This window comes from Pseudomonas sp. AFG_SD02_1510_Pfu_092, from assembly GCF_003331055.1.
GTDB lineage: Bacteria > Pseudomonadota > Gammaproteobacteria > Pseudomonadales > Pseudomonadaceae > Aquipseudomonas.
In genome coordinates, this window is record NZ_PUQD01000001.1 from 133,056 (window position 1) to 154,205 (window position 21,150).

At 63.7% G+C, this 21,150-nt stretch carries 19 protein-coding genes; 8 read left to right on the forward strand and 11 right to left on the reverse strand.

The window, feature by feature from the left end:
• Nucleotides 1–78: 78 nt before the first annotated feature.
• The gene (locus tag C6A77_RS00650) at nucleotides 79–1,371 is read right to left on the reverse strand and encodes a sigma 54-interacting transcriptional regulator (protein ID WP_114167582.1); all 1,293 of its coding nucleotides are present in this window, start codon (nucleotides 1,369–1,371) and stop codon (nucleotides 79–81) included.
• A gap of 222 nt (nucleotides 1,372–1,593) precedes the next feature.
• Here C6A77_RS00650 and C6A77_RS00655 point away from each other — a divergent pair, with 222 nt between their 5' ends.
• From C6A77_RS00655 to C6A77_RS00665, 3 genes are read left to right on the forward strand one after another with little or no spacing between them, the layout of a single operon-like run.
• Nucleotides 1,594–2,478, forward strand: coding sequence for an MBL fold metallo-hydrolase (locus tag C6A77_RS00655; RefSeq protein WP_114167583.1), 885 nt, complete (start codon nucleotides 1,594–1,596; stop codon nucleotides 2,476–2,478).
• 39 nt (nucleotides 2,479–2,517) lie between these two features.
• On the forward strand, nucleotides 2,518–3,786 hold the full coding sequence (locus C6A77_RS00660; RefSeq protein WP_114167584.1) for an FAD/NAD(P)-binding oxidoreductase: 1,269 nt from the start codon (nucleotides 2,518–2,520) through the stop codon (nucleotides 3,784–3,786).
• Complete coding sequence (locus tag C6A77_RS00665) at nucleotides 3,783–4,601, forward strand: sulfite exporter TauE/SafE family protein (protein ID WP_114167585.1); 819 nt, start codon at nucleotides 3,783–3,785, stop codon at nucleotides 4,599–4,601. Before C6A77_RS00660 ends, C6A77_RS00665 begins: the two co-directional genes overlap by 4 nt.
• Here C6A77_RS00665 and C6A77_RS00670 read toward each other — a convergent pair.
• The gene (locus C6A77_RS00670) at nucleotides 4,590–5,477 is read right to left on the reverse strand and encodes a LysR family transcriptional regulator (protein ID WP_114167586.1); all 888 of its coding nucleotides are present in this window, start codon (nucleotides 5,475–5,477) and stop codon (nucleotides 4,590–4,592) included. The genes C6A77_RS00665 and C6A77_RS00670 overlap by 12 nt on opposite strands.
• A 238-nt stretch (nucleotides 5,478–5,715) precedes the next feature.
• Here C6A77_RS00670 and C6A77_RS00680 point away from each other — a divergent pair, with 238 nt between their 5' ends.
• Nucleotides 5,716–7,362 (forward strand): GMC family oxidoreductase N-terminal domain-containing protein, encoded by a 1,647-nt coding sequence (locus C6A77_RS00680; RefSeq protein WP_114167587.1) that lies wholly within the window; start codon nucleotides 5,716–5,718, stop codon nucleotides 7,360–7,362.
• Between the two features lie 97 nt (nucleotides 7,363–7,459).
• Complete coding sequence (locus tag C6A77_RS00685; RefSeq protein WP_114167588.1) at nucleotides 7,460–9,079, forward strand: MFS transporter; 1,620 nt, start codon at nucleotides 7,460–7,462, stop codon at nucleotides 9,077–9,079.
• Nucleotides 9,080–9,269: 190 nt separating this feature from the next.
• Here the strand turns inward: C6A77_RS00685 and C6A77_RS00690 are convergent, their stop codons facing one another.
• The 4 genes from C6A77_RS00690 to glyQ are packed head-to-tail and all read right to left on the reverse strand — an operon-like array spanning nucleotide 9,270 to nucleotide 13,628.
• Nucleotides 9,270–10,055, reverse strand: a complete 786-nt coding sequence (locus C6A77_RS00690; protein WP_114167589.1) for a lysophospholipid acyltransferase family protein — start codon at nucleotides 10,053–10,055, stop codon at nucleotides 9,270–9,272.
• A gap of 46 nt (nucleotides 10,056–10,101) precedes the next feature.
• A complete protein-coding gene (gene gmhB / locus C6A77_RS00695; protein WP_114167590.1) occupies nucleotides 10,102–10,629 on the reverse strand; it encodes a D-glycero-beta-D-manno-heptose 1,7-bisphosphate 7-phosphatase in 528 nt (175 codons plus the stop codon).
• A 3-nt stretch (nucleotides 10,630–10,632) separates the two neighbouring features.
• Nucleotides 10,633–12,684: a glycine--tRNA ligase subunit beta gene (glyS, locus tag C6A77_RS00700; RefSeq protein ID WP_114167591.1), complete on the reverse strand. Its 2,052-nt coding sequence runs from the start codon at nucleotides 12,682–12,684 to the stop codon at nucleotides 10,633–10,635.
• A complete protein-coding gene (glyQ, locus tag C6A77_RS00705; RefSeq protein ID WP_003253126.1) occupies nucleotides 12,681–13,628 on the reverse strand; it encodes a glycine--tRNA ligase subunit alpha in 948 nt (315 codons plus the stop codon). The genes glyS and glyQ overlap by 4 nt, the downstream gene beginning before the upstream one ends.
• 83 nt (nucleotides 13,629–13,711) lie before the next feature.
• Between glyQ and C6A77_RS00710 the strand changes: the two genes are divergently transcribed.
• On the forward strand, nucleotides 13,712–14,263 hold the full coding sequence (locus C6A77_RS00710) for a DNA-3-methyladenine glycosylase I (protein WP_114167592.1): 552 nt from the start codon (nucleotides 13,712–13,714) through the stop codon (nucleotides 14,261–14,263).
• Between the two features lie 42 nt (nucleotides 14,264–14,305).
• Nucleotides 14,306–15,193 (forward strand): lysophospholipid acyltransferase, encoded by an 888-nt coding sequence (locus tag C6A77_RS00715; protein WP_114167593.1) that lies wholly within the window; start codon nucleotides 14,306–14,308, stop codon nucleotides 15,191–15,193.
• Between the two features lie 98 nt (nucleotides 15,194–15,291).
• On the opposite strand, the gene C6A77_RS00720 is transcribed toward C6A77_RS00715, so the two are convergent.
• From C6A77_RS00720 to def, 5 genes are read right to left on the reverse strand one after another with little or no spacing between them, the layout of a single operon-like run.
• Nucleotides 15,292–15,606 (reverse strand): tetratricopeptide repeat protein, encoded by a 315-nt coding sequence (locus C6A77_RS00720; RefSeq protein ID WP_114167594.1) that lies wholly within the window; start codon nucleotides 15,604–15,606, stop codon nucleotides 15,292–15,294.
• Between the two features lie 11 nt (nucleotides 15,607–15,617).
• Nucleotides 15,618–16,991 carry a Trk system potassium transporter TrkA gene (gene trkA, locus C6A77_RS00725; protein ID WP_114167595.1) on the reverse strand — a complete coding sequence of 458 codons (1,374 nt, stop codon included), beginning with the start codon at nucleotides 16,989–16,991 and terminating at the stop codon, nucleotides 15,618–15,620.
• Nucleotides 16,992–17,013: 22 nt separating this feature from the next.
• Complete coding sequence (rsmB, locus tag C6A77_RS00730; RefSeq protein ID WP_114167596.1) at nucleotides 17,014–18,324, reverse strand: 16S rRNA (cytosine(967)-C(5))-methyltransferase RsmB; 1,311 nt, start codon at nucleotides 18,322–18,324, stop codon at nucleotides 17,014–17,016.
• Nucleotides 18,321–19,253, reverse strand: a complete 933-nt coding sequence (gene fmt, locus C6A77_RS00735) for a methionyl-tRNA formyltransferase (protein ID WP_114167597.1) — start codon at nucleotides 19,251–19,253, stop codon at nucleotides 18,321–18,323. Before fmt ends, rsmB begins: the two co-directional genes overlap by 4 nt.
• A 60-nt stretch (nucleotides 19,254–19,313) precedes the next feature.
• A complete protein-coding gene (gene def / locus C6A77_RS00740) occupies nucleotides 19,314–19,820 on the reverse strand; it encodes a peptide deformylase (protein ID WP_016712797.1) in 507 nt (168 codons plus the stop codon).
• 207 nt (nucleotides 19,821–20,027) lie between these two features.
• On the opposite strand from def, the gene dprA reads away from it, so the two are divergent.
• Nucleotides 20,028–21,125, forward strand: coding sequence for a DNA-processing protein DprA (gene dprA, locus C6A77_RS00745; RefSeq protein WP_114167598.1), 1,098 nt, complete (start codon nucleotides 20,028–20,030; stop codon nucleotides 21,123–21,125).
• Nucleotides 21,126–21,150: the final 25 nt, after the last annotated feature.

The window sequence follows — 21,150 nt, forward strand, 5'->3', positions numbered from 1 at the left end:
GAAAGCCCGCTTATGCGGGCTTTCTTGTGGCTGCAGGACTGGCTGGATGCCGGCAATAGGGCCAGCACAAACAACGCATCAGTTCAGGCCAAGCTCCTTCAACCTTCGATACAACGTCCTCTCACTAAGCCCAAGGTGCTGAGCCAGTTCACTGCGTGAGCCCTTGAACTGCTGCAGCGCCTGCGCCAGTTCACCCAAGTGATTACGCCGACCACCTACACTGTGCGCCCCCGTCGGCGCAATGTCCTCAGGTAGATGCTCCGGCCGGATCAACCCGTCATCGGCAAACAACCGCGCCCTTTCCAGAATGTTGCGCAGTTCACGAATGTTGCCAGGGAATGGATGCAGCTCAAGCCGCTGCAAGGCATCGTCGCTCAGCCTGGGTGTCGGCGAGCCGGCCATGCGCTGCAGCAGGCTCTGTGCGAGCAAAGGCAGATCTTCAACCCGCTCGCGCAGTGCCGGCAGACGGATGGGGAAGCCGCTGATGCGGTAGTACAGGTCTTCTCGGAAACTGCCATCGGCCACCATTTGCCTGAGTGGCTTGTGGGTTGCCGAAACCAGGCGGAAATCCGCATGCACCGTGCGCAGGCTACCCACCGGGCGGAAGCTGCCGGATTCGATCAGGCGCAGCAGCTTCACCTGCATCGCCAACGGTACTTCGCCAATTTCATCAAGGAACAGCGTGCCGCCATGGGCCGCTTCGGCGAGGCCGATCTTGCGCTGGTTGGCGCCGGTGAACGCGCCCTTCTCGTAGCCGAACAACTCGCTCTCGAACAACGACTCGGTCAGGCCGGTGCAATCGACCACCACCAACGGCCCATTTGCCCTCGGGCTGCCCATGTGCAGCGCGCGGGCGAACAGCTCCTTGCCGGTACCCGACTCCCCCTGCAGCAACACGGGGATCTGCGCCGGTGCTGCGCGCTGCAGGCTGGCCAATGCAGCCTTGAACGCAGGCGCCCGGCCGACCAGGCCCTGTTCCTGCGGCTGTGCCGAAGCGAGCGTGATGCTGGTCAAGCGTTCGACAAAGGCCACCACCTTGCCTTGTTCATCCAGGATCGGCCGCAGTTCGACGTCCACATGCTCAGGGCCGCGTGGCGTGTGATGAATGTGCAGCACCCGCTCCGGCACTTTGCTGTGCCAGGCCTTGCGCATCGGGCAATGCTCGCCGGCCTGGTCGCAAGGCACGGCGTAGTGGTGCGAGACCTTGTGGCATTTTTCGCCCAGCGGCGCCTGATCCCGATGGCCGAACTGGCGGCGATAGGCAGCGTTGGCGGCGAGGATGTTGTAGTCGGTGTCCAGCACGATGGTTGGCAGGGCATCGTGCTCAAGATAGGAAACCAGGGCTAGGATGAGAGCATGAGGTTCAGGCATGACGGCACCGATTGGGTTACCCGCGCAGGGTAACAAGGACTGCCATTCACTGCCATTGGCTGACAGTCGACTGCCATCGGCGCTGCCAGCGTTGGCGGCGGCTGCCAGCCACGGGCCGGTTTCATTAGCCCGCGTGCCGGAAAATGCCTGGCATACATCTTGATAGACCTCCTGGCACTGCCTTCGCCTGTACAAGGCTTGGCGGAAAAATTGGAGAACATGATGATCATCGGCAACAACCTGCAGGTGGACGCCTTTTACGACCCGGCGACCTCGACCATCAGCTACCTGGTCATGGACCGTGAAACCCGCCAGTGCGCGTTGATCGACAGCGTGCTGGATTACGACCCAAAGTCCGGGCGCACCTGCACCACTTCGGCAGACCGCCTGATTCAACGCGTGATCGAGCTTGAAGCCAGCGTGCAATGGGTGCTGGAAACCCACGTGCATGCCGACCACCTTTCCGCTGCGGCCTATCTGAAGGAAAAGCTCGGCGGCCATACCGCCATCGGCGCGCACATCACCCAGGTGCAGAAAACCTTCGGTGCCTTGTTCAATGCCGAGCCCGGCTTTGCCCGCGATGGCAGCCAGTTCGATGTGCTGTTCGAAGACGAGGAAGGGTTCCGCATTGGCAACCTGCATGCCCGCGCGCTGCACACCCCGGGGCACACGCCGGCATGCGTGAGCTTCATGATCGAGGACGCCGGCGAGATCGCCGTGTTCGTCGGCGACACCCTGTTCATGCCCGACTACGGCACCGCCCGCTGCGATTTCCCGGGGGCCGATGCCCGCACCCTGTACCGCTCGATCCGTCGCCTGCTGGCGTTCCCCGACCAGACCCGGCTGTTCATGTGCCACGACTACCTGCCAGGTGGCCGCGACATGCAGTACGTCACCACCGTGGCCGAGCAGCGCGCCAGCAATATCCACATCCACCAGGGCGTCGACGAGGACAGCTTCGTCAGCATGCGTGAAGCCCGCGACAAGACCCTCGACATGCCCGTGCTGATCCTGCCTTCGGTGCAGGTGAACATGCGCAGCGGCCAGTTTCCCGCCCCTGAAGAAAACGGCGTGAGCTACCTGAAGATACCGCTGAACACGCTGTGACCGCCCTGCCCCATAACCAGAAATCCAGGATTCACCGCCATGCCTGCCTTGTTGTCCCCTGCCAATAGCGACCACCACCAGGTGGTCATCGTCGGTGCCGGTGCTGCCGGTATCGCCACTGCCTCAAGCCTGATCCGGCGTGACCCGTCGCTGCAGGTGACGCTCATCGACCCAGCCGAGGTGCATTACTACCAGCCCGGCTGGACCATGGTCGGCGCCGGGGTGTTCAAGGCGCCGAGCACTGCCCGCACCATGGCTTCGACCATTCCGCGCGGTGTGCGCTGGGTCAAGGCACGGGTGCAGGGGTTCGACCCGCTCGGCCAGCAAGTGCTGCTCGAAGGCGGCGGCAGTGTCCGCTATGAACAGCTGGTGGTTTGCCCGGGTCTCAAGCTGGATTGGGCGGCCATCGAGGGCCTCAGCGAGACCCTCGGCCGCAACGGCGTAACGTCCAATTACCGCTACGACCTGGCGCCTTATACCTGGGAGCTGGTGCAAAAGCTCAAGCAAGGCCGTGCCGTGTTCAGCCAGCCGCCCATGCCGATCAAGTGCGCGGGAGCGCCGCAGAAAGCACTGTACCTGTCCTGCGACCATTGGCTGCGGCACGGTCAGCTGGGGGCGGTGAAGGCCAGTTTCTTCAACGCCGGCGCGGTGTTGTTCGGTGTGGCGGACTATGTGCCCGCGCTGATGAAGTACATCGACAAATATGCCGTGGACTTGCATTTCTCGCACCGCCTGGTAGCCGTGGATGGCCCGAACAAGCGCGCCACCTTCGTACGTACCCTGGCCGATGGCAGCAGTGAAACGCGCATCGAGGCGTTCGACATGCTGCATGTGGTGCCGCCGCAGGTAGCACCGGATTTCATCCGTGAAAGCCCGTTGGCTGACAACGCTGGCTGGGTTGATGTCGACCCGCACACCCTGCGTCATCGACAGTTCAGTAATGTCCATGCCCTGGGTGATGTGACCAACACCAGCAATGCCAAGACCGCCGCGGCCGCCCGTAAGCAGGCACCGGTGGTGGCCAACAATGTGTTGGTGGCGCTGGGCAGGTTGCCGACCCTGGCCCGCTACGACGGCTACGGTTCGTGCCCGCTCACCGTCGAGCGTGGCAAGATCGTGTTGGCCGAGTTCACCTATGGCGGCAAGCTGGCACCGAGCTTCCCCAACTGGCTGCTGGATGGCCGCAAACCGACACGCCTGGCCTGGTTGCTCAAGGCGCAGGCGCTGCCACCCTTGTACTGGCAGGGCATGCTCAAGGGCCGCGAGTGGCTGGCTGGCCCGCAGCTGGTAGCCGAGGTCGGGCAGTGATTGAACATCAATTATCGGGTGCGGGCCTGGGTGCGATCATCGGTGCCGTGCTGGCGCTGACTGGCGCAGGCGGTGGCATCCTCGCCGTGCCTTTGCTGGTGTTCGGCCTGGGGCTGTCAATGGTCGAGGCGGCACCGGTCGGCTTGCTGGCCGTAGGCATGGCAGCGGCGGTGGGTGCGGTGCTCGGTTTGCGTCAGGGCCTGGTGCGCTACCGGGCCGCGCTGTTCATCGCACTGATCGGTGTGGCAGCCGCGCCGTTCGGGCTGATGCTGGCGCACCGCTTGCCGAACGCGCCGTTGCAGCTGGTGTTCGCCGGGGTGCTGGTGTACGCCTGCCTGCGCATCTGGCGCAAGGCAGCCAAGGAGCTGCGCGGCGAAGCCAATGACGCTCATCGTTACATCGAACCCTGTGTGCTGAACCCGTTGCAGGGCCGCTTGCGCTGGACCCTGCCCTGCGCACGTGCCCTGGCGTTCACCGGGGTGGTGTCCGGGCTGTTGTCCGGCTTGCTCGGCGTGGGTGGTGGCTTCGTCATCATCCCGGCGCTGAACCGCTATACCAACCTGCGCATGGCCAGCATCGTCTCCACTTCGCTGGCGGTGATCGCCCTGGTGTCTACCGGCAGCGTGGTCAGCGCCAGCCTGGCGGGCATCATGCACTGGCAGGTCGGCGCGCCGTTCGCCGTCGGCGCGGTGCTCGGCCTACTGCTGGTGCGGCCGTTGGCAGCCAGGCTGGCCGGGCCGCGTTTGCAACAGATGTTCGCCGTGGCCGGTTGGGCTGCTGCCCTGCTGCTGGCTGGCAAGGCGTTACTGGGCTAGCAGCTCGTCCTGTTCCGCTGCGCACAGCGCCAGCAGGTAGTCCCACACCACCCGCAGGCGCACCGACTTGTGCAGTTCGCGGCGGGTGCAGATCCAGTAACTGCGCTGGATGGTTTCGCCAGGCAGCACACGTACCAGCGCCGGGTCGTGACGGGCCATGTAGTTGGGCAGTACGGCGATGCCCAACCCGGCGCGGGCGGCGGCTTGCTGGGCGATCACGCTGGTACTGCGGAACACCACGTTCGGCGCCCGGCAGAAGCTGTTGAGGAACAGCAGCTCCTGGCTGAACAGCAAGTCGTCTACGTAGCCAATCCAGCTGTGCCGGGCCAGGTCCTCGCGATTACGCAGCGGCGGCGCGCGGTCCAGGTAGGCCTGGCTGGCGTACAGCGCCAAGCGATAGTCGGTCAGCTTGCGGGTAATCAACAGGTCGGCGTTGGGCCGTTCCAGGTGGATGCTGATCTCTGCCTCGCGGTTGAGAATGCTGACGAAGCGCGGCACTGCTACCAGTTCCACTTCCAGCCCGGGGTAGCGCTCGAACAGCGCATTCATGCGCGGGGTGAAGAACATGATGCCGATGCCTTCGGTCACCCCCAGGCGAATCTTGCCCAGCGGGGTGATGGCCTGGGTGATTTCTTCCTGCGCCAGCAGGGCGACGTTCTCCATGGCTTCGGCGTGCTTGAGCAAGGCCTGGCCCGAGGGCGTCAGCTCGTAGCCCTGGGCATGCTGCACGAACAGCGCGGTGCCCAGGCTTTGCTCAATGCTCTCGATGTGCCGGGCCACGGTGCTGTGGGTGGTGTTGAGGCGCTTGGCGGCGGTAAGCAGGCGTCCGCTGCGCTGCAACTCGAGGAAAAACCGCAGATCGTTCCAGTCGAACATGCTGATCCTTGTGGCTGTTCGTCCGGCCTCTTCGCGGGTAAACCCGCTCCCACAGGGATCGCGCAGGCTTCAGAAGCAGCGCCGAACCTGTGGGAGCGGGTTCACCCGCGAAGAGGCCGGTACAGACTTACCGCTGTGCTAAAACGCACAACGGCTGCGCGAAATTTCGTGTTTCGCCCACGAAATTACTCACTAAGATGGTTCGGGACAAGAATAAAAATCAGGCCCGAGGTTGCACATGCCATCAGCCGATTCTGTCTTTGATTACGTGGTCGTAGGGGCCGGTCCCGCCGGTTGCCTGCTGGCCAATCGTTTGTCCGCCGACCCTGCCAGCCGCGTGCTGCTGCTGGAAGCAGGCGGCCGCGACAACTACCCCTGGATTCACATCCCCGTCGGTTACCTCTACTGCATCGGCAACCCGCGTACCGACTGGTGCTTCAAGACCGAGGCGCAGCCTGGTCTGGGCGGGCGCGCGCTGGGTTATCCACGTGGCAAGGTGCTGGGTGGCTGTTCCTCGATCAACGGCATGATCTACATGCGCGGCCAGGCCGCCGACTATGACCATTGGGCCGAGCAAGGCAACCACGGTTGGGCCTGGAAGGACGTGCTGCCGCTGTTCAAAGCCAGTGAAAGCCACTTTGCCGGCGCCAGCGAGCACCACGGGGGTGAAGGCGAATGGCGGGTCGAGCGCCAGCGCTACAGTTGGCCCATCCTCGATGCCTTTCGCGATGCCGCCGAGCAGAGCGGCATCGGCAAGGTCGACGACTTCAACACCGGCGACAATCTGGGCTGTGGATACTTTCAGGTCAACCAGCGCAGCGGAGTGCGCTGGAACGCCTCCAAAGCCTTCCTGCGCCCTATCAAGGGCCGCCCCAACCTCACCGTGTTGACCGGCGTGCAGGTTGACCAGGTGCTGCTCAATAACACCCGTGCCCGAGCGGTGAAGGCGTTCTGGCAAGGTGCCTGGCACGAGTTTGCAGCGCGCCGCGAAATCATTCTGTGTGCGGGTGCAGTGGGTTCGCCTGGTATCTTGCAGCGCTCCGGCATTGGCCCGCGCCAGCTGCTGCAAAGCCTGGGAATTGGCGTGCGTCACGACATGCCCGGCGTTGGCGGCAACCTGCAGGACCACCTGCAACTGCGCCTGATCTACCAAATCCGCAACACCCGCACCCTGAACCAGATGGCCAACAGCCTGTGGGGCAAGATGGGCATGGGCCTGCGTTACCTCTATGACCGCAGCGGCCCGCTGGCCATGGCGCCTAGCCAGCTGGGCGCGTTCGTGCGTTCAAGCCCGGATCAGGCCAGCGCCAACCTGCAGTACCACGTGCAGCCGTTGTCACTGGAACGCTTCGGCGAGCCACTGCATCAGTTCCCGGCCTTTACCGCCTCGGTGTGCAACCTGCGCCCGGCCAGCCGTGGGCGTATCGATATTCGCAGCAGCGACATGCACAGCGCGCCCTTGATCGACCCCAACTACCTCAGCGACCCCCAGGACCTGCGCGTCGCCGCCGATGCCATTCGCCTAACCCGGCGCATCGTCCAGGCCCCTGCCCTCGCCGCGTTCGAGCCAAAGGAATACCTGCCGGGCCCGGCCCTGCAAACCGAGGAAGAGTTGTGCGCAGCCGCCGGCAGGATCGGCACCACCATCTTCCACCCGGTCGGCACCTGCCGTATGGGCAATGGCAGCCTGGACGTTGTGGATAACCAGCTGAGGGTGCATGGCATACCCGGCCTTCGCGTGGCGGATGCCTCGATCATGCCGCAGATCACCTCCGGCAATACCTGTTCACCCACCCTGATGATCGCCGAGAAGGCGGCGCAACTGATCCTCAAAGGAGCGGCTACCCAGACCTACCTGAACGAAGACGCGTTACCGACCCCCTGACCCGGGTGCGTGCAGTAGCGGCAGCTAGCGGTCAGAAGCTGCCGACAGTGGAACAACAACAATAATCACTGTGGCCTGCGGGCCGAGGACAGCAACGATGTCGGATTACATCCAAGAGCAGGCTGCGGCGGCCAGCAGCCCTAGCCGCCGTGAAGAACGCAAGATCATTTTCGCGTCATCCCTCGGGACGGTTTTCGAGTGGTATGACTTTTTTCTCTATGGCGCGTTGGCAGCGGTCATCAGCAAGCAGTTCTTCGCTGGTGTGAACGACACCACCGCCTTCATCTTCGCCCTCATGGCGTTTGCCGCCGGCTTCCTGGTGCGGCCGTTCGGCGCGCTGGTGTTCGGCCGCCTGGGCGACATGATCGGGCGCAAGTACACGTTCCTGGTCACCATCGTACTGATGGGCCTGTCGACCTTTGCCGTCGGCTTGTTGCCCACCTACGCCAGCATTGGCATCGCGGCACCGATCATTCTGGTGATCCTGCGCATGCTGCAGGGGCTGGCGCTGGGAGGTGAATATGGCGGCGCGGCTACGTATGTGGCCGAGCACGCACCGCCCGGCAAACGCGGCTTCCACACCGGTTTCATCCAGTCCACCGCGACCTTGGGCTTGCTGCTGTCGCTGCTGGTGGTGCTGGGCAGCCGCTATGTCAGTGGCGACCAGTTCGAGACCTGGGGCTGGCGCCTGCCGTTCCTGCTGTCGATCGTGCTGCTGGCGATTTCCACGTGGATCCGCATGAGCATGCACGAGTCGCCGGCCTTCGTGAAAATGAAGGCCCAGGGCAAGGTCAGCAAATCCCCGATCCGTGAGTCGTTCACCTCCTGGCCGAACCTGAAGGTGGTGCTCACCGCCCTGTTCAGCATCAACGCCGGGCAGGCCGTAACCTTTTACACGGCGCAGTTCTACGTGCTGTTCTTCATGACCCAGATGCTGAAGATGGATGCGGCCCAGGCCAACACCCTGCTGATCATCAGCGTGGTCATCGGTGCGCCGTTCTTCGTGTTCTTCGGCTGGTTGTCGGACCGTATCGGCCGCAAGCCGATTCTGATGCTCGGCCTGTTATTGGCCACCGTGCTGTACTTCCCGCTGTTCAAGGCCCTGAGCCATTACGCCAACCCCCAGATCGACGCGGCCAGCCGCCAGGCGCCGATCGTGGTCACCGCCGACCCGCAAGGCTGCACCTTCCAGTTCGACCCGGTGGGCAAGGCGCGTTTCGACAGCCCGTGTGACAAGGTCAAGACTTTCCTGGTCAAGCAAGGCTTGCCGTACAGCTCGGTGGATGTCGCCGGCAGCGATGTAGTGGTGAACATTGGCGACAAAACCATCAACGGCTTCGACGAAGCGGCCATGCGTGCCGCGGTGGAACAGGCCGGCTACCCGGCCAAGGCCGACCCGGCACAGGTCAACCAGGTGATGGTGGTGGTGCTGATCGTGGCCATGATCCTGATCGCGACGATGACTTACGGCCCACTTGCGGCGGTGATGGTCGAGCTGTTCCCGACCCGCATCCGCTACACCTCGATGTCGCTGCCCTATCACATTGGTAACGGCTGGTTTGGTGGCTTCCTGCCGACGGTATCGTTCGCGCTGGTGGTGTATACCGGGGATATTTTCTACGGGCTTTGGTACCCGGTGCTGGTGACCGGGGTCAGCCTGGTGGTGGGGATTTTCTGCCTTAAAGAAACCAAGGATGTGGATATCGACAAGGTCTGACACGACCACTGATGCACACAGGTCGACCCATAAAAAAACCGGCTGTAAAAGCCGGTTTTCTTATGCCCCGAAAAACTTATGCACGACTTTCAGAAAAATGTCATACACAGAAATAAACAGCTAATTCAAATACTTAGAGTGGATTCAGCGCATTTCATCCAGAAATTGCACACAAGTTATCCACAGATGGTCAGGCCAGCTGCCCCTGTGGTTTTTCCTCTACCGGTGGCAGCGAACCCATGGCCCGCTGGGTGGCTTCGTTCCACGCCGCGGCGCGGTCGTTGAGTTCGGCGATGGCCCGTGGCCCGGTACCGTTGGCGTACATCGGCTCGCCAATCACTACCTCGATGGTGCCAGCGCGCTTGCCCCAGCCCGTCTTCGGCCAGAACTTGCCGGCGTTGTGCGCGATCGGCAGTACCGGCAGCCCGGCATTCACCGCCAGTGCGGTGCCGCCACGGGAGAATTTACCGATGGTGCCGAACGGCACACGGGTACCTTCAGGGAAGATCAGCACCCAGGTCTTCTGCTTGAGCAGCTCGTCACCCTTGCTGGCCACCTGGCGCAGGGCTTCCTTGGGGTTGTCGCGGTTGATCGCGATCGGCCGCAGCATGGCCATGGCCCAACCGAAGAACGGCACGTACAGCAGCTCACGCTTGAGCACCTGGCTCAGCGGCGAGAAGTACTGGGAAAGGAAAAAGGTTTCCCAGGTGCTTTGGTGGTTGGCCAGGATCACGCAAGGCTCGGCAGGCACGTTTTCGGCGCCCGTGATCTTGTAGTCGATACCCAGAACGGTGCGCACCAGGAACAGCGCGCAGCGGCACCAGTACACGTTGATGAACTTGTAGCGCTTGGGGAACGACAGGAATGGCGCGACAAAGAAGCTCAGCGAGCACCACAGCAGCGAACTGGTGCCCAGCAGCAGGTAAAAAAGAAAGATTCTGATCGCCTGCAGGATCGACATAGTGGCTTGTACCATTGCGGGGCATGCCCGCCTGAGAAAAATGCGCCCGAAGGCGCATTGTTTAAATTAGTTCTCTGGCGATAGCAGCCAGATCGTCGAAAATCAGTGTAGTTTCCGGGACGCCTTTTTCCAGGGTCCGCTCGCCCTTGCCGGTTTTCACCAGTACCGGTTGTGCACCGACGGCCAACGCGGCCTCCAGGTCACCTCTGCTGTCGCCGACGAACCAGACGCCTTCAAGGCTTATCTGGTAATGCTCGGCGATCGCCCGCAGCATGCCGGGCTTGGGCTTGCGGCAATCGCAGCCTTCGTCCGGCCCGTGCGGGCAATACACGATGTGGCCCACCTCGCCGCCCTGTTCGGCCACCAGCGCGCGCAAGCGCGCGTGCATGGCATCCAGGGTTGCCAACGGGTAATAGCCACGGGCAATACCGGACTGGTTGGTGGCTACCGCCACCGTCCAGCCCGCCTTGCTCAACTGCGCGATCGCTGCAACCGAGCCAGGGATCGGAACCCACTCTTCCAGCGTCTTGATGTAGGCGTCGGAGTCGTAGTTGATCACCCCGTCACGGTCGAGAATCAGCAGTTTCAAGGTTTACCCCAGCAGCGAAATGTCAGCCACGCCCAGGAACAGGCCACGCAGGCGGCTGAGCAGGGCATAACGGTTGGCACGTACCTTGGCGTCCTCGGCGTTGACCATTACCGCCTCGAAGAAGGCGTCGACCGGGTCACGCAGGGCCGCCAGGCGCGCCAGCGATTCGCTGTACTGGCGTGCAGCTGCCATCGGTTGCACGGCCTGGTCGGCCTGCTGGATGGCCGAGTACAGGGAGAACTCGTTGGCGTTGTCGAAGTACTTCGGCTCGACATGGTCGGCGATTGCACCTTCGGCCTTGCTCAGCAGGTTCGACACACGCTTGTTCACCGCGGCCAGCGCCTCGGCTTCCGGCAACTTGCGGAACGCCTGCACGGCCTGCACGCGCTGGTCGAAGTCCAGGGCGGAACCCGGCTGCAGGGCACGTACCGACAGGTAAACGGCCACATCGACGCCTTCGTCTTCGTAACGCGCACGCAGGCGGTCGAAGATGAACTCCAGCACCTGTTCGGCCAGGCCGGCGGCCTTGACCTTGGTGCCGAACTGCTTGACCGCGAACTCGACCGCGCCGGTCAGGTCCAGGTCCAGCTGCTTCTCGATCAGGATGCGCAGCACGCCCAGGGCGGCGCGGCGCAGGGCGTACGGGTCCTTGCTGCCGGTGGGCAGCATGCCGATGCCAAAGATGCCGACCAGAGTGTCGAGCTTGTCGGCGATGGCCACTGCAGCACCGGTGAGGGTCTGTGGCAGCTCGGCGCCAGCACCGCGCGGCATGTACTGCTCGTTCAGGGCCAGGGCAACGTCTTCCGGCTCGCCGTCGTTGAGCGCGTAGTAGTAACCGGCAACACCCTGCATCTCAGGGAATTCGCCAACCATTTCGGTGGCCAGGTCGCACTTCGACAGCAGGCCGGCACGGCCGGCGCGCTGGGCGTCGCCGCCAATCAGCGGGGCGATGAAGGCGGCCAGCCTGGATACGCGCTCGGCCTTGTCGTACACGGTGCCCAGCTGAGCCTGGAAGACCACGTTCCTGAGGCGCTCGTTGAAGGTTTCCAGCGGCTGCTTCTTGTCCTGCTTGAAGAAGAACTCGGCGTCGGTCAGGCGTGGGCGCACGACCTTCTCGTTGCCTTGCACGATCTGCTTCGGGTCGCGGCTTTCGACGTTGGCCACGGTGATGAAGCGCGGCAGCAGTTTGCCTTCGCTGTCCAGCAGGCAGAAGTACTTCTGGTTGTCCTGCATGGTGGTGATCAGGGCTTCCTGCGGCACTTCAAGGAAACGTTCCTCGAACGAGCACACCAGCGGCACCGGCCATTCGACCAGGGCGGTCACCTCGTCCAGCAGCGCCGGCGGCACGATGGCAGTGCCTTCCTGCTGCATGGCCAGTTCGGCGGTACGCTTGCTGATTAGCTCGCGGCGCTCGGCGAAGTCGGCCAGCACGTAGGCTTTGCGCAGGTCTTCGACGTAGTTGGCCGGGGTGCTGATGAGCACGTTTTCCGGGTGGTGGAAGCGGTGGCCGCGGGATTCACGGCCAGCTTTCTGCGACAGGATGGTGCAATCGACCACCTGGTCGCCCAGCAGCATCACCAGCCATTGGGTCGGGCGCACGAACTCTTCACGGCTGGCCGCCCAGCGCATGCGTTTGGGAATCGGCAGGTCGTTGAGCGAGTCCTCGACGATGGTCGGCAGCAGGCCGGCAGTGGCCTTGCCCGGGATGTGCTGGGAGAAGCGCAGCTTGGCGCCGCTCTGGTCGATTTCGGCCAGCTCTACGCCGCACTTCTTGGCAAAGCCCAGGGCAGCCTGGGTCGGCTCGCCGTCTTTGAAGGCCGCCTGCATGGGCGGGCCATCGATGTTGATGCTGCGGTCAGGCTGCTGCACATCCAGCTGGCGGATCAGCACGGCCAGGCGACGCGGCGCAGCGTACACCTGCTTGCCGGTGTAGTTCAGGCCAGCGGCCTGCAGGCCTTTCTCGATACCGGCCAGGAAAGCGTCGCCGAGGCTTGCCAGGGCCTTGGGTGGCAGCTCTTCGGTGCCCAGTTCTACCAGGAAATCTTGAGCACTCATTGTGCAGCCTCCAGCTTCGCCAACACTTCGTCACGCAGTTCAGGGGTGGCCATCGGGAAGCCCAGGCGTGCGCGGGCTTGCAGATAGCTTTGCGCCACGTCCCGGGCCAGGGTACGTACGCGCAGGATGTAGCGCTGGCGCTCGGTTACCGAGATGGCGCGGCGGGCGTCCAGCAGGTTGAAGGTGTGCGAGGCCTTCAGGACCATTTCATAGGTCGGCAGCGGCAGCTCCAGCTTGATCAGGCGGTTGGCTTCGCTTTCGTAGAAATCGAACAGTTCGAACAGCTTGTCGACGTTGGCGTGTTCGAAGTTGTAGGTCGACTGCTCCACCTCGTTCTGGTGGAACACGTCACCGTAGGTGACCTTGCCGAACGGGCCGTCGGCCCAAACCAGGTCGTACACCGAGTCGACGCCCTGGATGTACATGGCCAGGCGCTCCAGGCCATAGGTGATTTCACCGGTGACCGGGTAGCACTCGATGCCGCCTACCTGCTGGAAGTAGGTGAACTGGGTGACTTCCATGCCGTTCAGCCAGATTTCCCAGCCCAGGCCCCAGGCGCCGAGGGTTGGCGATTCCCAGTTGTCTTCGACGAAGCGAATGTCGTGGACCAGCGGGTCCAGGCCGATGGCTTTCAGCGAGCCGAGGTACAGCTCCTGGAAGTTGGCCGGGTTTGGCTTGAGCACGACCTGGAACTGGTAGTAGTGCTGCAGGCGGTTGGGGTTTTCGCCATACCGCCCGTCGGCAGGGCGACGGCTAGGCTGCACATAGGCGGCGTTCCAGGTTTCTGGGCCCACTGCGCGCAGGAACGTAGCGGTGTGGAAAGTGCCGGCGCCTACTTCCATATCGTAGGGCTGAAGCACCACACAACCTTGAGCTGCCCAGTAGTTTTGCAGGGCGAGGATCAGGTCTTGGAAGGTACGCACGGCTGGCGTAGGCTGGCTCACGAAATTCACCTGTATCTGGGGATGCGGATGTAAAGAGCGGGAGTATAACCTGATTCGCCTCGCCCTCTACTCATTGGAGCCTTATGCCACGCTGCTTTTGGTGTACCGACGATCCGTTGTACCAGGCCTACCACGACCAGGAATGGGGAACGCCGCAGCGTGACCCGGCGTTGCTGTTCGAGATGCTTTTGCTCGAAGGGTTCCAGGCGGGGCTTTCGTGGATCACCGTTTTGCGCAAACGCGAGCGTTATCGCCAGGTGATGCACGGCTTCGATCCGCAGCAACTGGCGGTCATCAGCGACGAACGCATCGAGGAGCTGATGCAGGATGCCGGCATCATCCGCAACCGCCTCAAGCTCAAGGCTGCACGGCGCAATGCGCAAGCCTGGCTGGCTGTGGATAACCCGGCCGACTGGCTCTGGTCGTTCGTCGGTGGCGCGCCGAAGATCAACCACTTCAGCGCTCGCAGCGAGGTGCCGGCGGTTACCGATGAAGCCAGGGCCATGAGCAAGGCCCTGCAAAAGGCCGGCTTCACCTTCGTCGGCCCGACCATTTGCTACGCCTTCATGCAGGCCACCGGCATGGTCATGGACCACACCACCGACTGCGATCGCTACGCCGCCTTGGCGCGCTGAAGGGGTTACAATGCGCGCCTTGCTGAAATAAGGAATTCGCCTGTGGAAAAGTTCAAGGGCGCCCTGATGGTCGGGGTGCTGCGTCTGTTTGCCAAGCTGCCCTGGGGCGCTGTGCAGCGCGTCGGCGCCGGTATCGGCTGGCTGATGTGGAAGATCCCCAACGGTTCGCGCGATGTGGTCCGGATCAACCTGGCCAAGTGCTTCCCCGAGATGGACCCGGTTGCCCGCGAGCAGCTGGTGGGACAGGCCTTGCGGGATATCGGCAAGTCGTTCGTCGAAAGCGCCTGTGCCTGGATCTGGCCGCCGCAGCGCTCGCTGGAGCTGGTCAAGGAAGTGCATGGGCTGGAAGTGCTGGAACAGGCCCTGGCCTCGGGCAAGGGCGTGGTCGGCATTACCAGCCACCTGGGCAACTGGGAAGTGCTGAACCACTTTTACTGCAACCAGTGCAAACCGATCATTTTCTACCGCCCGCCGAAGCTCAAGGCTGTGGATGACTTGCTGCGCGAGCAGCGGGTGCAGATGGGTAACCGCGTGGCGCCTTCGACCAAGGAAGGCATTCTCAGCGTGATCAAGGAAGTGCGCCGTGGTGGCCAGGTGGGTATCCCTGCCGACCCGGAGCCGGCGGAGTCGGCAGGCGTGTTCGTGCCGTTCCTTGGCACCCAGGCGCTGACCAGCAAGTTCGTGCCGAACATGCTGGCGGGGGGCAAGGCGGTCGGGGTGTTCCTCCATGCCCTGCGGTTGCCGGATGGCTCGGGCTTCAAGGTGTTCCTCGAGGCCGCGCCGGAAGAAATGTACAGCACCGATGTGGCCGTGTCGGCGGCGGCGATGAGCAAGGTGGTCGAGCGCTATGTGCGCGAGTACCCGAGCCAGTACATGTGGAGCATGAAGCGCTTCAAGAAGCGCCCCGCTGGCGAAGCGCGCTGGTACTGAGATTTTCACTATCCCCCTGTGGGAGCGGGTTTACCCGCGAATGCGTCGGTGAATTCAACATCGCATTCGCGGGTGAACCCGCTCCCACAGGGACCGCGTTAACCTAATGTCTTGTTGAGCTTCTTCAGGAACACGGCCATCTCTTTCTCGGCCTGCTTGTCCCCATGCGCCTGTGCCGCGACGATCCCGTCCTCCCAGGCTTTGCGCGCCGCCGCCAGGTCACCCTGCAACTGATACGCCTTGCCCAGCAGCTTCCATGCCGCCGAATACTTCGGGTCCTGCTCCACGCAGCGCGCCAGGTGCAGCGCGGCTTCAGCGCCATTGCCCTCATCCAGCCAAGCCTTGCCCAGCCCGAACCTCAGCAACGGGTTATCCACACCCTTGGCCAGCATCTTCTCCAACGATTCGCGCATACCCTGTTCTCCTAGAAGAAACTCAAGCCGACGTGGAACAGCTTCTCCACATCGCGAATATGCTTTTTATCCACAACGAACAGGATCACGTGGTCGCCCGACGCGATCATGGTGTCGTCGTGGGCAATCATCACCTCTTCGTCACGAATGATCGCGCCGATGGTGGTGCCCGGCGGCAAGGCAATGTCTTCGATGGCCTTGCCCACCACCTTGCTCGACTTCGCGTCGCCGTGCGCCACCGCCTCGATGGCCTCGGCCGCGCCGCGGCGCAGTGAATGCACGCTGACGATGTCGCCACGGCGTACGTGCGCCAGCAGGGTGCCGATGGTAGCCAGCTGCGGGCTGATGGCGATATCAATTTCACCGCCCTGCACCAGGTCGACATAGGCCGGGTTGTTGATGATGGTCATCACCTTGCGCGCCCCCAGGCGCTTGGCCAGCAGCGACGACATGATGTTGGCCTCGTCGTCGTTGGTCAGGGCCAGGAAAATGTCGGCGTCGGCGATGTTCTCTTCGAGCATCAGGTCCTTGTCGGAGGCGCTGCCCTGCAATACCACGGTGCTTTCCAGGGTGTCGGAGAGGTATCGGCAACGGGCCGGGCTCATCTCGATGATCTTCACCTGGTAACGGCTTTCGATGGCCTCGGCCAGGCGTTCGCCAATCTGCCCGCCACCGGCGATGACCACACGCTTGTTGGTCTCGTCGATGCGGCGCAACTCGCCCATCACGGCGCGGATGTCCTTCTTCGCGGCAATGAAGAACACTTCGTCGTCGGCTTCGATCACCGTGTCGCCGCGTGGGGTAATGGGCCGGTCGCGGCGAAAGATGGCGGCCACGCGGGTGTCGACGTTGGGCATGTGCGCGCGGATCTGGCGCAGTTGCTGGCCAACCAGCGGGCCGCCGTAGTACGCCTTCACCGCCACCAGCTGGGCCTTGCCGTCGGCGAAGTCGATCACCTGCAGCGAGCCAGGGTGTTCGATCAGGCGCTTGATGTAGTTGGTCACTACCTGCTCAGGGCTGATCAGCACATCGACCGGAATATGATCGTTGTCGAACAGCTCTTCGCGGGTCAGGTAGGCCGCCTCGCGCACCCGGGCGATCTTGGTCGGGGTGTGGAACAGCGAATAGGCCACCTGGCAGGCGACCATGTTGGTTTCGTCGCTGTTGGTCACCGCCACCAGCATGTCGGCGTCGTCGGCACCGGCCTGGCGCAGCACCGTCGGCAGCGAGCCACGGCCTTGCACGGTGCGGATGTCCAGGCGGTCGCCGAGGTCGCGCAGGCGGTCGCCATCGGTGTCGACCACGGTGATGTCGTTGGCTTCGCTAGCCAGGTGTTCCGCCAGCGTACCGCCTACCTGCCCTGCGCCGAGGATGATGATCTTCATCCGCTACTCCCTACCTTCGTTCTTATCCGCGCGAGGCGGCAATCTTGATCAGCTTGGCATAGTAGAAGCCGTCGTGGCCGCCCTCCTGAGCCAGCAGCTGGCGGCCGTGGGGCTGGCGCAGGCCGGCTTCGGTGGCCAGATCCAGCTCACGGGCGCCCGGGGTGCGGGCGAGGAAGGCTTCGATCACTTCGGTGTTCTCGGTTGGCAGGCTGGAGCAAGTGGCGTACAGCAGCATGCCGCCCACTTCCAGGGTCGGCCACAGGGCGTCCAGCAGCTCGCCCTGCAGCGCGGCCAAGGCCGGGATGTCGTCGGCCTGGCGGGTCAGCTTGATGTCCGGGTGTCGGCGGATCACGCCAGTGGCCGAGCACGGCGCATCGAGGAGGATACGCTGGAACGGTTTGCCATCCCACCAGCTGGCAGTTTCGCGGGCGTCGCAGGCGATCAGCTCGGCGTCCAGTTGCAGGCGGTCGAGGTTTTCGCGCACCCGGGTCAGGCGCTTGGCTTCGAGGTCGATGGCCACCACGTGGGCCAGACCTGCTTCGGCTTCCAGCAGGTGGCAGGTCTTGCCGCCGGGTGCGCAGCAGGCATCGAGCACGCGTTGGCCGGGGGCCAGTTCCAGCAGGTCGGCGGACAGCTGCGCGGCTTCGTCCTGCACGCTGACCCAACCTTCGGCGAAGCCTGGCAGGCCGCGTACATCGCAGGCTTCGGCCAGAATGATGCCGTCACGGCTAAACGGGCAGGCGCTGGCGCTGACGCCCGCCTCGGCCAGCAGCGCCAGGTAGGCGTCGCGGCTGTGGTGACGGCGGTTGACCCGCAGGATCATCGGCGGATGGGCATTGTTGGCGGCACAGATGGCTTCCCACTGTTCCGGCCAGAAGGCCTTCAGGGCTTTCTGCAGCCAGCGCGGGTGGGCGGTGCGGACCACCGGGTCGCGTTCCATGCCAGCCAGCAGTGCCTCGCCTTCGCGCTGGGCGCGGCGCAGCACGGCGTTGAGCAAGCCTTTGGCCCACGGCTTCTTCAGTTTGTCGGCACAGCCGACGGTCTCGCCGATGGCGGCGTGGGCCGGAATACGGGTGTAGAACAGCTGGTACAGGCCGACCAGCAGCAGCGCCTGCACATCGGCATCGGCGGCCTTGAACGGCTTCTGCAGCAACTGTGCGGCCAGCAGGTCGAGGCGTGGCTGCCAGCGTGCGGTGCCGAACGCCAGGTCCTGGGTCAGGCCACGGTCGCGCTCCTCGACCTTGTCCAGCTGGGCTGGCAGTGAACTGTTCAGCGAGGCCTTGCCGCTGAGCACAGCAGCAAGGGCACGGGCGGCGGCGAGGCGTGGGTTCATTGGCCCAGCACCTTGGCGGCGGCGAACTTCTCGCGGCGGCTGTTGAACAGGTCACTGAAGTTCAGTGCCTTGCCGCCAGGCAGTTGCAGGCGGGTCAGGCTCAGCGCCTGGTCACCGCAGGCGACTACCAAGCCGTCCTTGCTGGCGGAGAGGATCTCGCCGGGGGCGCCCTTGCCTGTGGACAAGTTGGCGGCCAGCACCTTCACGCTCTCGCCATCCAGGGTGCTGTGGCACACCGGCCATGGGTTGAAGGCACGAATCAGGCGCTCCAGCTCGACGGCCGGTCGGCTCCAGTCGATGCGCGCTTCGTCCCTGTTCAGCTTGTGTGCATAAGTGGCCAGGGCATCGTCCTGGACTTCACCCTGCAACGAACCGTCGGCGAGGCCGGCGATGGCTTGCACTACTGCCGGCGGCCCCATCTTGGCCAAGCGGTCGTGCAGGCTGCCGCCGGTGTCGTCGGCGCTGATCGGGGTGACCACCTTGAGCAGCATCGGGCCGGTGTCCAGGCCTGCTTCCATGCGCATCACGGTCACACCGCTCGCGGCATCGCCGGCTTCCACGGCGCGCTGGATCGGTGCCGCACCGCGCCAGCGTGGCAGCAGGGAGGCGTGGCTGTTGATGCAACCCAGGCGCGGAATATCCAGTACCGCCTGCGGCAGGATCAGGCCATAGGCGACCACCACCATCAGGTCCGGCTTCAGCGCCGCCAGTTCGGCTTGCGCATCGGCATTGCGCAGGGTCGGCGGCTGGAACACCGGGATGTCATGGGCCACGGCCAGCTGCTTGACCGGGCTCGGCATGAGCTTCTGGCCGCGACCGGCAGGGCGGTCGGGCTGGGTATAGACGGCCACGACCTGGTAGGGGCTGTCGAGCAGGGCCTTGAGGTGTTCGGCGGCAAACTCTGGAGTGCCTGCAAAGACGATGCGCATGGAGTTCTCGCTTCAAAAAGAAAAAAGGCTTGCCGGAGCAAGCCTTCTGCAAGGTGGGGGTCAGGCTTGCTGGCGGTGCTGCTTTTCCAGCTTCTTCTTGATCCGGTCGCGCTTGAGCTGCGACAGGTAGTCGACGAACAGCTTGCCGTTGAGGTGATCGAATTCGTGCTGCACGCACACTGCCAGCAGGCCTTCGCATTCCAGCTCGTACGGCTTGCCGTCGCGGTCCTGGGCCTTGACCCGGACACGCAGCGGGCGGTCGACGTTTTCGTAGAAGCCCGGTACCGACAGGCAGCCTTCCTGGTATTGGCCCATGTCGTGGGTCAGCTCTTCGACCGTCGGGTTGATGAACACCCGTGGTTCGCTACGGTCTTCGCTGAGGTCCATGACCACGACTTGCAGGTGCACGTTGACCTGGGTGGCGGCCAGGCCGATGCCAGGGGCTTCGTACATGGTTTCAAACATGTCGTCGATCAGCTGACGCAGGGCGTCGTCGAACACCGTCACCGGCTTGGCGATGGTGCGCAGGCGCGGGTCCGGGAATTCGAGAATGTTCAAGATGGCCATAAGGTCAGGCAGTCACTGTGCGTTCGGTTGAAAACTGAGCACACATAATAAAGGGAAACGTCGGTTTCAGCACCTGTGAAAGCTGGTCTAGGGTTTTCAGGGCCAGCTTATAGCCCATTCGATGGACAGGTTGTCAAAGCGTTATCAACACAGTTATCCACAGCTTGTGCCACGCCGATGGCCCCGTTTCGATCAAGGATGATCCTCATGCCCGCTTACCATTCGTCGTCTGTTTCGCCTGCCGAACTGGAGGCGCGATTGCGCCTGCACCGCCTGCCCGACACAGGGCTGCGCCGCTTTCGCGCCTTGCTGGAAGCATTCGGCAGTGCCTCTTCTGCGCTGTGCGCACCGGCCGGCGCCTGGCGCGCATTGGGCATACCCCAGGCCAGTATCGATGCCCGGCGCAGTGCCGAAGTACGTGACGGGGCCTTGGCCGCAATGGCCTGGCTAGAGCGCCCGGGCCAGCATTTACTGATGTTCGACGGCCCCGGCTACCCGCCATTGTTGGCGGAAATCGATGATGCTCCACCGCTGCTTTTCGTCGCCGGTGACCCGGCGTTGCTCGAGCGCCCGCAGCTGGCCATCGTGGGTAGCAGGCGTGCTTCACCGCCGGCACTGGATACCGCTGCGGCATTTTCCCGCTACCTGGCGCAGGCCGGTTTTACCATCACCAGTGGCTTGGCCGTGGGCATTGACGGTGCCGCTCATCGGGCCGCTTTGCAGGCTGGCGGGGGCACGATCGGTGTGCTCGGTACGGGCTTGCAAAAACTTTATCCACAGCGGCACAAGGCGCTTGCGCAGGCCATGTTCGAGCAGGGCGGCGCGCTGGTTTCCGAGTACCCGCTGGATGCCGGCCCGCTGCCGGGCAACTTCCCCCGGCGCAATCGCATCATCAGTGGCCTGTCGCTGGGTGTGCTGGTGGTCGAGGCCAGCCTGGCCAGTGGTTCGCTGATCACTGCGCGCCTGGCGGCCGAGCAAGGTCGCGAGGTGTATGCGATACCGGGCTCCATTCATCACCCGGGGGCCAAGGGTTGCCACCAGTTGATCCGTGACGGCGCGCTGTTGGTGGAGAGCGTGGAGCAGATCCTGGAAAGCCTGCAGGGCTGGCAGAACCTGCCGCCTGCGGTTGTGGATAAATTCGACCATCCCCTGCTTGCCCTGCTGCATGCCGCGCCGCAAACCAGCGAAAGCCTGGCCCACTGTAGCGAGCAGCCGCTGGCCGAGGTGCTGGCGCAGCTTACCGAGCTGGAGCTGCAAGGCCGGGTCAGCAATGAAGCCGGGCGTTGGTTTGCCCGCGCGGGCTAAGTACACTGCGCACAAGCAAGGTATC